The organism is Bradyrhizobium sp. SBR1B, from assembly GCF_014198205.1.
Taxonomy (GTDB): domain Bacteria; phylum Pseudomonadota; class Alphaproteobacteria; order Rhizobiales; family Xanthobacteraceae; genus Bradyrhizobium.
In genome coordinates this window covers 69,547-83,174 of the sequence record NZ_JACIHC010000019.1, presented here as the reverse complement: position 1 = coordinate 83,174, position 13,628 = coordinate 69,547, and the positions used below count along the sequence as shown (strand labels likewise).

Sequence of the window (13,628 nt, the reverse complement as noted above, 5' to 3'; positions counted from 1 at the left end):
TATCGATGCAGTCCATGGTTTGCGGATAGCGCTTGACCATTGGAACGATCACGTTCCATCTAGCACACGATTTCGCCATACAGTCCCCGCGCGCCGGATTGTCACGTGTCCCATCGCAGCCCATCGTATCGCCCGACCTTGCGCGCTGTCGCGATGGGACTGGCCTGCCTGATGGTTTCGGCCAGCGCCGTCTTCGCCGCCGAAGATGAAGAGGACGGGCCGGCGAAGCCAGCGGTCCCGAACCTTTATCTGGATCTGCGCACGACCTATGCGTCGATCCCGGCAGGCACGCTCGGGCTCGGCTTCGGCACCACGTCATTGTCGGCTGCGCTCGAAGCCCTGGCGGTGCGCAGCGGCGCAACGCTGCCGAACGGCTTGCCGGCCGCGAAATCGATTGCCGTCGACCTGCCGCTGACCGTCGACGTCAACGACCGCGTCTCGCTTTATGGCGGCGTGTCGGGCTCGACGACCGACATCGGCGGCGGCTGGTCGGCGTTCGACATCACGAGCTGGAACATCGGCGTGCAGGCCGACCTCTATCAGCAGAATGGCGGAACGATCCCGACCATCACGCTGCAATCGACCCTGACGCAGTCGGTGCCGAACGATCAGGGCATGACGAATTCATTGAACAACATCCTGGAATTCGACTACGCGCTCGACGAGGACGAGACGCGGGGCTGGCTCGCCGGCATGCAATACACTTACACCGCCGTCGCCAGCCCGTTCGCCAGCATTCGGCCGAACACGATCGTCTATGCCGGCGGCTATTACCAATGGCCGAGCAATTGGAAGTTCACCGGACGCCTCGGCATGCAATCGTTCGGAGGCGCGCAGCTCGCGGGCCGGACGCTGGCGGAGCCCTTCACGCAACCGTTCCTGCGGCTCGACCTCGATCGCATGGACGACAACGACAACCGCCTGTTCGGCATCACCGCGCAGATCGCGTGGATGCCGAAGCCGTCCTACCAGGTGACCTTGCGGACGCCGCTCTATGCGGTCCGGAACTGACTGGGATCATGGTGGATAGCAGGTAAACCGAATCTCCCATTTTCCTGGCATCGGTACAGCGGTCGCAATAGCCCCGGCATTGACGATGAAGGACTTTCGCATTCGCCGCGCGGCCGCCCGCGGTCCTCCCGGGCCATGGGCTACACGTCGGTCCTCTCGTCAGAGTGCCCATCCAGTTACCTCTCGGCAATATGCTTGCGACAGACTGGGCCGGAGTCACGCGGGAGGCTGCGAGTGTCCCATTTGGTCCCGGAACGGACGTTGCTTGCTGGAGAGATCTTCTTCAATTTCGGCCAGTCGTCGATCGATTGCGTCGTGCGCCGGCTGACCGAGGAGGCGGCGACGCTCGAAATGGAGAGCGGCCTCGGGGTGCCCGAGCGCTTCCAGCTCAGGCTCGCGGGGCGCGAGATCCTGACCTGCCGCGTGATCTGGCGATCGGACCGTCAGGTCGGCGTCGCCTTCGAGCAATCGGGCAGCGTCGAGCGCATCGCCGGCGAGGAGCGCGGGCGCTCGTCCAATGCGCTGATGCGCAGCCAGATGCTGGCGCTGCGTGCCGCGCTCGATCATGTGCCGACCGGCATCGTGTTGCTGGATTCCAGCCTCAGGGCGCGCCTCATCAACCGGTCGTTTCGCCAGATGTGGCGCCTGCCTGACGAGGTCGCCGACAGCAATCCATCCATCCTCACGCTGCTCCATCACGGTCGTGACACCGGCGCCTATGAGGTGCCCGACCCCGAGCTCGATGCCCTGGTGGCGGAACGCGTCCGGGTGATCGAGGCGGGCGATCCAACGCCGATCGATCTGCGCCGGCAATGGCGATGTCGTGCGCGTCCAGGTCACGCCCCTGCCCGATGGCGGACGCATGCTGACCTATACCCCCGTCACCGACATCGTGCGCGCCTCGGACGAGCTGAAGCTGCTGCGGGATGCGCTGGAGAATGTTCAGGACGGGGTGCTGCTTCTCGACCCCGACCTGCACGCCACCTTCATGAACCGGCGCATGCGGCGCTTCTGGGAGGTCAGTGAAGCCGAGGCCGCGGACCGGCCGGCCTATTCGTCGCTCGTGCGACGCCTGCACCGCGCCAGCGCGCCCAATCTTCCGACGAACGAGCTCGCGAGATTTCCGGCGCGGCGCGTCGCAGAGGTCATGGCCGGCGACCATGTGCGCGATTTGCAGACGCCGGACGGAAGGCGCATCAGGGCCCATTGCACCACGATGTCGAACGGCGGCCGCATGCTGACCTATGTCGACATCACCGACCTGACGGAAAAGGCCGCGATGCTGGAGACGCTCGCGACCACCGACCCGCTCACCGGCCTCTACAACCGCCGCCATTTCCTCGAGAACCTCGATGCGGAATGGAGCCGGTTTCAGCGCTATTATCGCTCCGTCTCGGTGCTGATGCTCGACATCGACCACTTCAAGTCGGTCAACGACCGCTACGGCCATGCCGTGGGCGACGCCGCGATCAGGGCTGTTGCGGCGGCGTGCCTCGACGGCAAGCGCAAGTCGGACATCGTCGGCCGCATCGGTGGCGAGGAGTTCGCGGTGCTGCTGCCCGAGACCAGCCTGTCTCGTGCAAGGACCGTGGCGGATCGCATCCGCAAGCGCGTGATGAGCGCGCAAATCATCGCCGGTGAGATTCAGTTCGGCCTCACCGTGAGCATCGGCATCGCCGAGGCCACCGTCAGCATGTCCGGGATCGACGCGCTGATGGGCGCGGCCGATCATGCGCTCTACCAGGCCAAGGCCGAAGGCCGCAACCGCTGCATCGCCTTCGCGCCCCCGCCGCCCGCAAGCAAGGCGGCGGAGTGATCGAAGGACGCAGCTTTTAGTCCGGTACCGGCACGTCGAAGGTGTTGAGCGTGACCGAGACCATGCAATAGACGCCGACGAGATAGGACAGCTCGGCCGCGCCGTGCTCGCCGAACTCCTTCACCGCGGCGCGCCAAGTCAATTCCGGCAGCACGCCACCACCGACCAGCGCAGACGCCACGTCGTAGGCGACGGCCTCCTGCCTGGTGAGATCGACCGGCCGCTGGCCGGCGACGATGGTCGCGAGCTTTTCGTCGGACAGGCCGCGTTGCTCGGCGACCAGCACATGGGCATAGAGCTCGTAGCCGGAGCGGAAATGAGAGCCGGTGACGAGGATGGCGACCTCGCGCACCGGTGCCGGCAGCAGCGGGTTCGACGCGATCGCCTTGACCAGCTCCCACACCGGCTTGCCGAAGCGCGGCTCGCGGATCCAGGGATTCCAGGGCCCGAGCAGCGCGCCGTCGTCGCGCATGTTCACAAAACCCTTGAAGTGGTCCTTGATGCCCGCTCGCATGTCGTCATAGAGCGGCTTCTGCTCGTCGGTCAGATCCTTGGGATCGAGAATGGGAAGACGCACGGCGGAGATCTCCTCGTTGAGAAGGGGTGAGGCTTGCCCGCAGGTGCGCGCAACGCAAGTGAAGTTGCCGTGACATCGCACGCCGAGCGGGCGTTCCGACAAATTCGACTATGTCGCCTCGGGGCTTCGTGCGCTCTGGGGATTTGCGAAATCGTCGACGGCGAGCGTCAGCGGCTCACCTGTCTCGAGAAACGACGACAAACTGGCCTCGAACGGCGCCGGATCGAGCCCGCGCATCTTCAGCCATTCGGGCTCGTAATAGGTCTGGCGATAGCGCTCGCCGGAATCGCAGATCAGCGTCACCAGCGACCCTGTCGCGTTCGCCTGCCGCATCTCCGAAGCGAGCCGGCACAGCGCCAGGAAATTGGTGCCGGTGGACCCGCCCACCGGGCGGCGCAGCCGGCGCGACAGCACGTTCATCGCCGCAATCGTGGCCGCATCCGGGATCTTCATCATGCGGTCGACCACACCCGGCACGAAGGAGGGCTCGCAACGCGGACGGCCGACGCCCTCGATCAGCGACGGGCGGTCGCAAATACGGGAGCGGTCCTGCGAGCGGAAGCAATCGAAAAAGGCGGAATGCTCGACGTCGGCGACGCACAGCCGCGTCGGATACTGGCGATAGCGCAGATAGCGTCCGATGGTAGCCGAGGTGCCGCCGGTGCCCGCGCCCATCACGATCCAGTCCGGCAGCGGACGCGGTTCGCCCTGCAATTGCGTGAAGATCGATTCGGCAATGTTGTTGTTGCCCCGCCAGTCCGTTGCACGCTCGGCGAAGGTAAACTGGTCCATGTAGTGGCCGTTCAGGCGCGCGGCGAGCGCGGCGGCCTCCGCATAGAGCGCGCGGCCGTCGTCGATCAGATGGCAATTGCCGCCATAATGCTCGATCGCGGCGATCTTCTCGGCCGAGGTCGTGCGCGGCATCACGGCGTAGAAAGGCACGCCGATCATCTGCGCGAAATAGGCCTCCGAGACCGCGGTCGATCCCGACGACGCCTCGACGACCGGCGTGCCTTCGCGGATGTGGCCATTGCAGAGCGCGTAGAGGAACAGCGAGCGCGCCAGCCGGTGCTTCAGGCTGCCGGTCGGATGGGTGGATTCATCCTTGAGATAGATGTCGATGCCCGATAGCGCCGGCACGATCAGCCGGATCAGATGCGTGTCGGCGGTGCGGCACTGGTCGGCCTCGATCGCGGCTACGGCCTCATCGACCCAGCCGCGCCGATAGGCCGGCCCGGCCGGATTGTGCTGGCGGAAGGGAAATGTCTGCATCGAGCGAATCTCTCACGACACGCATTGCGCATCAAGGGCGCGCTCAAAATTCCAGCGGCGCGTTGTCGACCACTTCCTTCATCACGAAGAAGGTGCGGGTCTGGCGCACGCCGGGCAGCGCGATCAGCTGCTCGCCGTGGATGCGGTTGAAATCCTCCATGTCGCCGACGCGGATTTTGAGGAAGTAGTCGAAGTCGCCGGCGACGAGGTGGCAGTCGAGCACGAATTTCAGCCTGGCGATCGCCTGCTCGAAGATGGCAAAGCTCTCCGGCGTCGAGCGGTCGAGCACGACGCCGACCATCACCAGGGTGCCCTTCGCCACCTTCTTCGGCGCGACCATGGCGCGCACCGTGGCAATGAAGCCGTCCTCGAACAGGCGCTGGGTGCGGCGATGGCATGTGGCAGGGCTGATCGCGACGGTTTCCGCCAGCTCCGCGTTGCTGAGCCGACCGTTATTCTGCAGTAATCTCAATATCTTAAGGTCGGTGCGGTCGAGCCGCGCTGTCATGAGAGAAGCTTTCATAAATAGGCGGAATTCTGGAAGGATTATTAGCTATTGCCGCCGCTTCCGCAAGAATTTGCGCAATATTGGCGCAATATTCGAGAGCACATTTTTCCGGCGCGATGCTAGGGAGCTGCCCGACGCCAACGCCAATCGGGATGACCCATGAAGCTGGACAAATTTCCGCGCTATCCTTTGACCTTCGGCCCGACGCCCATCGAGAAGCTGGAGCGGCTGTCCAAACATCTCGGCGGCAATGTCGAGGTCTATGCCAAGCGCGAGGACTGCAATTCCGGCCTCGCCTATGGTGGCAACAAGCTGCGCAAGCTCGAATACATCATCCCCGATGCGATCGCCTCCAACGCCGACACGCTGGTCTCGATCGGCGGCGTGCAGTCGAACCACACCCGCATGATCGCCGCCGTCGCCGCCAAGATCGGCATGAAGTGCCGCCTGGTGCAGGAAGCCTGGGTGCCGCACGAGGACGCCGTCTATGACCGCGTCGGCAACATCATGCTCTCGCGCATCATGGGCGCCGACGTGCGCCTGGTCGACGACGGCTTCGACATCGGCATCCGCAAGAGCTGGGAACAGGCGATCGAGGAAGTGAAAGCAGCGGGCGGCAAGCCTTACGCGATTCCGGCCGGCGCCTCCGTGCACAAGTTCGGCGGCCTTGGCTATGTCGGCTTCGCCGAAGAGGTGCGCAAGCAGGAGAAAGAGCTCGGCTTCACGTTCGACTACATCGTCGTCTGCACGGTGACTGGCTCCACCCATGCCGGCATGCTGGTCGGCTTCGCGGCCGATGGCCGCGCCCGCAAGGTGATCGGCATCGATGCGTCCTTCACGCCCGCGCAGACCAAGGCGCAGGTGCTCGAGATCGCGCAGAACACGGCAAAACTCGTCGAGCTCGGCAAGGAGCTCGTCGCTGACGACGTCGTGCTGATCGAGGACTACGCCTACCCCGCCTACGGCGTGCCGTCGGAAGAGACCAAGGACGCGATCCGCCTGACCGCGCGTCTCGAAGGCATGATCACCGACCCCGTTTACGAGGGCAAGTCGATGCAGGGCCTGATCGACCTCGCGCAGAAGGGCTATTTCGAGAAGGGCGCGAAGATTCTGTACGCCCATCTCGGCGGCGCGCCGGCGCTGAACGGGTACGCGTATGCGTTCCGGAACGGGTGAGTGAGGACATAGCTCTCGCCCGCTATCTTCGTAGCCCGGATGGAGCGCAGCGTAATCCGGGACTCGCGAATGCGGAAAGACTGCCCCGGATTGCGCTACGCTCCATCCGGGCTACGTCATCTATTCCTACCTTGTCCTGACGATCTGCAGCAGCTCGTCGCCGTAATGCTCGAGCTTCTTGTCGCCGATGCCGGGCACGTTGCGGAGCTCGTCGAGTGTCGTCGGCCAGGCCCGGACGATGCCGTCGATGGTGGCATCGTGCAGCACCACATAGGCCGGCACGCCGCGCTCGCGCGCGACCTCCGAGCGCCATGAGCGCAGCCGCGCGCGCAGCTCGGGATCGACATCGCCTTCCGGCGCGCCGGTCGCAGGCGCAAGGTCGCCGCGGCGGGATTTGCCGCGGCTTGCGCGAATGCGGGTGCCGGGCGCTTCCTCGCGCAGCCACACTTCGGTCTCACCGCGCAGCACGCCGCGCGCGGTCTCGGTCAGCTTCAGCGCGCCAAAGGCTTCGCTGTCGCTCTGCAAATGGCCCATCGCCACCAGCTGCCGCAGCACGGTGCGCCACTGCTTTTCGTTGAGCTCGCGCCCGATGCCGAACACGGACAATTTGTCATGGCCGAACTGCGTCACCTTCTCGGTCAGGCGCCCCACCAGCACGTCGATCAGGTGCATCGCGCCGAAACGTTGCCCGGTGCGATAGACGCAGGACAACAGCTTCTGCGCCAGCACCTTGCCGTCGCGCATCTTCGGCGGCGTCAGGCAGTTGTCGCAATTGCCGCAGCTCTCGCCCATCACGATCTCGCCGAAATAGGCGAGCAGCCGCCGGCGCCGGCAGTGCGGCGTTTCGGCAAGGCCGACCAGCGCATCAAGCTTGCCGATCGAGACTCGCTTGAATTCGTCGGAGGCGCTGGATTCGTCGATCATGCGGCGCTGCTGCACGATGTCGGAGAGCCCGTAGGCCATCCAGGCCGCCGACGGTTTGCCGTCGCGGCCGGCGCGGCCGGTCTCCTGGTAATAGGCCTCGATGCTCTTGGGCAGGTCGAGATGGGCGACGAAGCGTACATCGGGCTTGTCGATGCCCATGCCGAACGCGACGGTCGCGACGATGACGATGCCGTCCTCGTTGAGGAAGCGGTCCTGGTTGCGCGAGCGCACGCTGCTGTCGAGCCCGGCGTGATAGGGCAGCGCGGCAATGCCGGCCTCGTCGAGCGCGGCGGCGACCTCCTCGACACGGTTGCGGGACAGGCAATAGACCACGCCGGCGTCGCCGGCATGGCGCTCCCGGATGAACTCCTTCAGCTGCGACACCGCACTGCGCTTGTCGACGATCTCGTAGCGGATGTTGGGCCGGTCGAAGCTGGAGACGAATTGCGGCGAGTCCGTTAGCTGAAGCCGCGCCACGATCTCCTTGCGCGTCAACTCGTCGGCGGTCGCGGTCAGCGCGATGCGCGGCACGTCCGGGAAGCGCTCGGCGATGATGGAGAGGCCGACATATTCGGGGCGGAAGTCATGGCCCCATTGCGAGACGCAATGCGCCTCGTCGATCGCGAACAGCGCCACCTTGGCCTGCGCCAGCAGCGAGAGGCAGCGCGGCGTCACCAGGCGTTCCGGCGCAACATAGAGCAGATCGAGATCGCCCGCGAGCAGGCGCCGCTCGATGTCGGAGGCTTCCTGGAAGCTCAGCGACGAGTTCAACGCAGCGGCGTTGACGCCGGCCTCGATCAGGCCCGCGACCTGGTCGCGCATCAAGGCGATCAACGGCGACACCACGATGCCGCAGCCTTCGCGCAGCAGCGACGGCAGCTGATAGCACAGCGACTTGCCGCCGCCGGTCGGCATCAGCACCAGGCAATTGCCGCCGTCGGTGACGTGCCGGATGATCTCGCCCTGCGCGCCACGAAAACCCGGCAGGCCGAATACCGAATGCAGCACCGACAGCGCGTCACGGCCGTTGGCCGGCGCAGGTCGCGGAGCGGTGGAAGGGGCTGACATGAGAGGGCTGGAACCAAGGCCGTGAGATTCGTCACAAGGCCAGTCGCATGGCGGCGCGGGCGTGGCAAGCCCATCTTCTACCGACCTCTCCCCGCAAGCGGGGAGAGGTGAAAAAAAGCTACGCCCCGATCCTGCGCAGCGCTTCCGCGACCGTCACGATCGGCATGTTGCGCTGTCCGGCCGCCTCCAGCGCGTGGCGCATCAGGCCCGGGGTGCAGCCATAGGGGCTCGGCGCGTCCGCGACGTCATGGCCGTAGAAGATCAGCCATCCACCGCTCGCGACCGCCTCGTCGAAATAGCGATCGACGCCTGCCGTGTCGATCTCGCAATCGACCAAAGGCGACGCACGCAGGAACTGGAGATCGATGACGTCGCTGTTGACGCCGGGAAGGATGCCGCGCGCCGAACGGAACGCCCTGGCGAGCTGCGGCTTGCGCCAGACAGAGGCAATCCCATAGGGATAGGCGAAGTTCTCCAGATTGATCGAGGAATCGATACTACGAAAATAAGTGCGGTTCCGCTCGATCTCGCGAGCCATCGCGGCCTCGTCGAGCTTGGCCGAGCTCTGGTGCGAGAAGGTGTGGCAGGCAATCTCGTGACCGGCGCGGTGAAGCCGCACGATCGCGTCATCCGACAGGCCGTGCCAATGATCTGACGGCTGGCCGATCAGGCTGCCGGCGAGATAGAACGTACCGCGGCCGCCATGCTCTTCCAGGAGCGCGGCGCCTTCGCCTGCAGCGCTATCCGGGGCATCATCGAAGGTGAAGCTCACGATCGGCGCATGCGCGGGCAGCCGATGCGGCGCGGCGCGGAAATGCCGGGCCAGCCGATTGCTCACGCGTCCCTGGAGTGCCGACCACACGACTGCGTTTCCCGTGATTGACGTATGTCTGTACTGAAACATTCGCGCGCTGGTCGAGGCAAGCCTAACGCTTGGGTAATCCTAACGCGGCACCAATATCGGCTAACGCGCAAGGACCGGCGCTTCGGCTTTCATACTGAGATATTGCAGCCAATTGCGAAAAAGCACCTCGGCGGCGCTGCCGGCGCCGATGTCGGCGCGCAAACTCAGCCCGGGTAACTCGTTGGTGAGCGCCGGATGGCGCTGGTGGGCCGCCTTCTTCTCGAAGCGGACCAATTTCTCTTCCGTCGCTGCGTCAAAATAGCTCACGGGCAGCCGCGGATAGTTCTCGCGCTCCCGCGCAAGATAGCGACCGATGTCGCGCAGATATTCGCGCTGGAGCGACAGCGCGTCATATTCCGGATGCCCCTGGAAGAACACGAACCGGCTGGCATATTGGCGCACGAAAACGTCGACGCCGGCCTCAGCCGAGCGTGTCAGCACCTGATAACCGGCCTGCACTAGATCGCTCTCCGCGATCTCGTTCAGGCGCGAATGCGACACCTTCAAAGGCGCCGGCGCGGCGCGCGTCAGCGCATCGCTCGTCACGGCGTCGCAATCGAAGATACCGTGACATTTGGCTGGCAGGCGCCGCCGCTCGATGCCGTCGAGATGCAGCACCGCCGCATGCGCGGCAAGACACGACCAGATCGTCGAGCGCGTGTTGGCCTTGGCCCAGTCAATGAGGTCGGCGAGGTCGCGCCAATACGGCTCCTGGTCGAGTTCGGGCGCGACCGGCTCGGCGCCCGTCACGATCAGCCCGTCGAATTTCTGGCGCTTGAGATCGGACAAGTCTGAATATTCGCTCTCGACATGCCACTTCGCTTCCGGCGAGCGCTTCACGCTGGGCAGCGAGAAGCAGTGGAAGCGAATGCGGCGCGGACCGGCCGCAGCCTGAAGCAGCTTCAAGAATTGACGCTCGGTCGCCTTCAGCGCCGGATCCGGCATGTTGTTGACGAGCCCGATCGTGAGCTCGCCGCCGTGATCGCGCGCAAGATCGCGCTCGGCCGGCACCAGCGCCGGGCTCGAGATGACTTGATCCCTGTCGATCAAGATCGTCATTGGCGCCGTCGCCTACTCCGCGGCCTCGAGGCGCGCTGACCGGCAGGCCTTGTCCAGCGCCTGGTCGATGTCCTCGATGATGTCAGAGACATGCTCGATGCCGATCGACAGACGGATCGTCTCCGGCAGCACGCCGGCGACGCGCTGCTGCTCTGCCGACATCTGCCGATGGGTGGTCGAGGCCGGATGGCAGGCCAGCGACTTGGCATCGCCGATATTGACGAGGCGCGTGATCAGCTTCAGCGCATCATAGAAGGACTTGCCCGCCTCCATCCCGCCTTTGATGCCGAAGGTGAACAGCGAGGAGGCGTTGCCATCGAGATATTTCTGCACCAGCGGATAATACGGGCTGTCGGGAAAGCCGGTGTAATTGACCCAGGCGACGCGCGGATCCTGGCGGAGGAATTCGGCGACCTTGCGCGCGTTCTCGACATGGCGCTCCATGCGCAGCGCCACGGTCTCGATGCCCTGCAGCAGCAGGAAGGCGTTGAACGGCGACAGCACCGAGCCCATGGTGCGCTGATAGACGCTGCGCGCCCGCTCGATATAGGCGGTGCGACCGAAGCGCTCGGCATAGACGAGGCCGTGATAGGAGGCATCCGGCTTGTTGTAGGCCGGGAAACGGTCGGCGTATTTCGCCCACGGGAAGTTCCCGGAATCGACGATCGCGCCGCCGAGCGTGGTGCCGTGACCGCCGAGGAACTTGGTCAACGAGTGCACGGCGATGTCGGCGCCGTAGTCGAACGGCCTCAGCAGGATCGGGGTTGCGACGGTGTTGTCGACGATCAGCGGCACGCCATGCGCATGCGCGACCTTGGCCAGCGCCTCGATGTCGCAGACATTGCCGGCGGGATTGCCGATGGTCTCGGCGAACACCGCGCGGGTATTCTCGTCGATCAGCTTCTCGACCGCCTCCGGCTTGTCGCTCTCGGCGAAGCGGCCGGTGATGCCCTGCCGCGGCAGGATGTGTGAGAGCAGCGTATGCGTGGTGCCGTAAAGCTGCGGCATGGAAACGATGTTGCCGCCGTGATCGGCGACGTTGACGAAGGCGAAATGCAGCGCCGCCTGGCCGGTCGCGACCGCGAGTGCACCGACGCCGCCTTCGAGCTGCGCGATGCGCTTCTCCAGCACCGCGCTGGTGGGGTTGGCGATGCGGCTGTAGCGAAAACCCTCGGCCTCGAGATTGAAGAGCGCCGCGCCGTGATCGGCGCTGTCGAAAGCGTAGGCCGCGGTCTGATAGATCGGCACTGCGACCGCGTGCGTGGTCGCTTCGGGTTCGTAGCCGGCGTGAATAGCGATCGTCTCGTTGCGCATCGTGCCACCTCCGCGTGGGGCGGGCCGCACTTATTGGCCTGTATGAGGCATGTGCGTTGTCCGCCGCCCCCGTGTTAGAGGCGGGTGGTAAAGCGGACAATAATTCGCCTAGAGATCGAGGAAGTAACCCTAATGCTTGTCGGCGAATTGGCCGGAATCCGGGTTAAAGCCGATTAACGAAGTGCTGCTTTGGTGCGCCTCGCGAGGTCCCTTCCTTCTCCCCTTGTGAAGGTGGCGCGAAGTGCCGGATGAGGGGTCTCTCTCCGCGAAGTAATTTCCATAGAGTTCGCGGAGAGAGACCCCTCACCCGTCTCGCCGCTATGCGGCGAGCCACCCTCTCCCACAAGAGGAGAGGGTGAGACTGTCAATGCGGCGATAACCGGCTTGGACTAGGCCATGCTCTCCCACAGCCGATGCGCGAGCACGCCGGCGCGCTTCTCGATCGCGGCCGCTGCGTCGAGCGCGAGGTCCTCGCGATAGCGCCCGGCAATGAGCTGCACGCCGATCGGCTTGCCGTCGTGGAGGGCCACCGGCACCACGGCGCCGGGCAGGCCCAGCACGTTGATCGCGGAGATGAAGCGGATCTCGCCCCAGAAGATCTCGCGCACGCGCTCGGGGCTGACGGTATCCTCGCGCGGGCCCGGCGTCGGCTTCACCGTGGTCGGCGCCAGAACGACCGGATACTCCTCGAAGAACAATTGCCAGGCGCGAATGTGGCCGTTGCGCGCGGCGGTCGCCTGCATCCAGGCATTGAGATCGAGCACGTTGGCCTTGGCCTTCATGCCGCCCCACGCCTTGTGGAAATCCTCGGAGGTGACCTTCAGCATGCCGGCCTCCTGCATCACCACGGTCTCGTTGGTGATGATGTCGCACCAGGTCTGCCAGACGCCGTTGATGTCGGGCACCTCGACCTCGCTGACGCGATAGCCGGAACGTTCGAGATGGTCCGCGGCCTGGCGCAGCGCAGCGCCTACGGAGGGATCGACCTCCATGTCCTCGGGGATCTTGGCCAGCGCCACCTTGATCGGCCCCTTCGGCCTCTCGCCGACCAGCGGCGCCGGCACCCACCAGGGATCGCGCGGATCGCGCCGGCTCATCACCTCGAGCGCAAGGCGAACGTCGCCGACATGGCGGGCGAGCGGCCCCTGCGCCGACATCAGATGCGCCAGCATCGGCCGCTCGGCGGTTGCGCTTGCGTTGAACGCGGGGATGCGTCCTTGCGTCGGCTTGATGGTGGCGACCCCATTGCAATGCGCGGGCCAGCGCAGCGAGCCGCCGATGTCATTGCCATGGGCGATGGTGCCAATGCCGGCGGCGACCGCCGAACCCGCACCGCCCGACGACCCGCCGCAGGTGATGTCGGGATCCCAGGGATTGAGCGTCAGCCCGTGCAGGGGATTGTCGGTAAAACCGCGAAAGGAGAATTCCGGCGTGTTGGTGAGCCCGATGACGATCGCACCGGCCTTCTTCAGGTTGCGCACCACGGGCGCATCCGACGGCGCGACCAGGTCCTCATTGGCGGGCACGCCGTTGAAGTTCGGCCGGCCCTCGTAGTCGACGTTTTCCTTGATGGTGATCGGCACGCCGTGCAGAAGGCCGAGCTCGCCGCCCTTGGCGCGCTGCTTGTCCGCGGCATGCGCAGCCTTCAACGCCTCTTCCGAGAGATCGACGACGACCGCGTTCAGCTTCGGATTGACGGCGCGCATCCGTTCGAGATGCGCTTCGACGGTCTCGACGGCGGAGATTGCGCCGGAGCGGATTGCAGCCGCGGTCTCCACCGCCGACCATTGCCAGGCCGGTCCCTTGGGGCGGCGCGATGAAGCCAGCTTGAGCCCCGCGGCCTTCTTCGCAACGACGGCCTTGCGGCTTGCGCTGGTCTTGCTCAAGGTTTTCGCCGGTTTCTTCGAAGCAGTCTTCTTCTTGGCAGTCTTCTTGGCTGTCTTCTTCGCCACGTCGCATCTCCTGAAATTGCGCCGAGGAAGTTACGGATGGCGAAAGG

Annotated in this window: 11 protein-coding genes and 1 pseudogene; 4 read left to right on the top strand and 8 right to left on the bottom strand. The window is 65.2% G+C overall.

The annotated features are described in order from the left end of the window. Positions 1-138: 138 nt before the first annotated feature. The 3 genes and pseudogenes from GGD61_RS32980 to GGD61_RS40825 all read left to right on the top strand — a co-directional run bounded on the left by GGD61_RS32980 (position 139) and on the right by GGD61_RS40825 (position 2,827). Positions 139-1,011: a hypothetical protein gene (locus tag GGD61_RS32980; protein ID WP_092261344.1), complete on the top strand. Its 873-nt coding sequence runs from the start codon at positions 139-141 to the stop codon at positions 1,009-1,011. Between the two features lie 135 nt (positions 1,012-1,146). Beyond that, positions 1,147-1,761, top strand: a pseudogene (locus GGD61_RS41510) (PAS-domain containing protein); the annotation flags it as partial. A 73-nt stretch (positions 1,762-1,834) separates the two neighbouring features. Further along, positions 1,835-2,827 (top strand): sensor domain-containing diguanylate cyclase, encoded by a 993-nt coding sequence (locus GGD61_RS40825; RefSeq protein ID WP_244550769.1) that lies wholly within the window; start codon positions 1,835-1,837, stop codon positions 2,825-2,827. A gap of 16 nt (positions 2,828-2,843) precedes the next feature. Here GGD61_RS40825 and GGD61_RS32970 read toward each other — a convergent pair whose 3' ends face one another. The 3 genes from GGD61_RS32970 to GGD61_RS32960 all read right to left on the bottom strand — a co-directional run bounded on the left by GGD61_RS32970 (position 2,844) and on the right by GGD61_RS32960 (position 5,184). Continuing rightward, positions 2,844-3,404 (bottom strand): carboxymuconolactone decarboxylase family protein, encoded by a 561-nt coding sequence (locus GGD61_RS32970; RefSeq protein ID WP_092261345.1) that lies wholly within the window; start codon positions 3,402-3,404, stop codon positions 2,844-2,846. Positions 3,405-3,512: 108 nt separating this feature from the next. Next, a complete protein-coding gene (locus GGD61_RS32965) occupies positions 3,513-4,676 on the bottom strand; it encodes a PLP-dependent cysteine synthase family protein (RefSeq protein ID WP_092261346.1) in 1,164 nt (387 codons plus the stop codon). A 43-nt stretch (positions 4,677-4,719) separates the two neighbouring features. Further along, entirely contained in the window at positions 4,720-5,184 is a 465-nt protein-coding gene (locus tag GGD61_RS32960) for an Lrp/AsnC family transcriptional regulator (RefSeq protein ID WP_092261347.1), read from the bottom strand. A 159-nt stretch (positions 5,185-5,343) separates the two neighbouring features. Between GGD61_RS32960 and GGD61_RS32955 the strand changes: the two genes are divergently transcribed. After that, a complete protein-coding gene (locus GGD61_RS32955; protein ID WP_092261348.1) occupies positions 5,344-6,360 on the top strand; it encodes a 1-aminocyclopropane-1-carboxylate deaminase in 1,017 nt (338 codons plus the stop codon). Positions 6,361-6,486: 126 nt separating this feature from the next. Here GGD61_RS32955 and recQ read toward each other — a convergent pair whose 3' ends face one another. From recQ to GGD61_RS32930, 5 genes are all read right to left on the bottom strand, one after another. Next, entirely contained in the window at positions 6,487-8,352 is a 1,866-nt protein-coding gene (gene recQ, locus GGD61_RS32950) for a DNA helicase RecQ (protein WP_092261349.1), read from the bottom strand. Positions 8,353-8,470: 118 nt separating this feature from the next. Beyond that, positions 8,471-9,214, bottom strand: coding sequence for a polysaccharide deacetylase family protein (locus tag GGD61_RS32945; RefSeq protein WP_092261350.1), 744 nt, complete (start codon positions 9,212-9,214; stop codon positions 8,471-8,473). 102 nt (positions 9,215-9,316) lie between these two features. Beyond that, the gene (locus GGD61_RS32940) at positions 9,317-10,315 is read right to left on the bottom strand and encodes a homoserine O-succinyltransferase (RefSeq protein WP_092261351.1); all 999 of its coding nucleotides are present in this window, start codon (positions 10,313-10,315) and stop codon (positions 9,317-9,319) included. Positions 10,316-10,327: 12 nt separating this feature from the next. Then, a complete protein-coding gene (locus GGD61_RS32935; RefSeq protein WP_179740315.1) occupies positions 10,328-11,629 on the bottom strand; it encodes an O-acetylhomoserine aminocarboxypropyltransferase/cysteine synthase family protein in 1,302 nt (433 codons plus the stop codon). Between the two features lie 389 nt (positions 11,630-12,018). Next, the gene (locus GGD61_RS32930; RefSeq protein WP_092261353.1) at positions 12,019-13,581 is read right to left on the bottom strand and encodes an amidase family protein; all 1,563 of its coding nucleotides are present in this window, start codon (positions 13,579-13,581) and stop codon (positions 12,019-12,021) included. Between the last annotated feature and the right edge of the window lie 47 nt (positions 13,582-13,628).

What these genes read in the sequence shown, in the direction of transcription:
- GGD61_RS32960 (WP_092261347.1), bottom strand. Translation starts at nt 5,184, where the DNA reads ATGACAGCGCGGCTCGACCGCACCGACCTTAAGATATTGAGATTACTG.
- GGD61_RS32935 (WP_179740315.1), bottom strand. Translation starts at nt 11,629, where the DNA reads ATGCGCAACGAGACGATCGCTATTCACGCCGGCTACGAACCCGAAGCG.
- GGD61_RS32940 (WP_092261351.1), bottom strand. Translation starts at nt 10,315, where the DNA reads ATGACGATCTTGATCGACAGGGATCAAGTCATCTCGAGCCCGGCGCTG.
- GGD61_RS32965 (WP_092261346.1), bottom strand. Translation starts at nt 4,676, where the DNA reads ATGCAGACATTTCCCTTCCGCCAGCACAATCCGGCCGGGCCGGCCTAT.
- recQ (WP_092261349.1), bottom strand. Translation starts at nt 8,352, where the DNA reads ATGTCAGCCCCTTCCACCGCTCCGCGACCTGCGCCGGCCAACGGCCGT.
- GGD61_RS32955 (WP_092261348.1), top strand. Translation starts at nt 5,344, where the DNA reads ATGAAGCTGGACAAATTTCCGCGCTATCCTTTGACCTTCGGCCCGACG.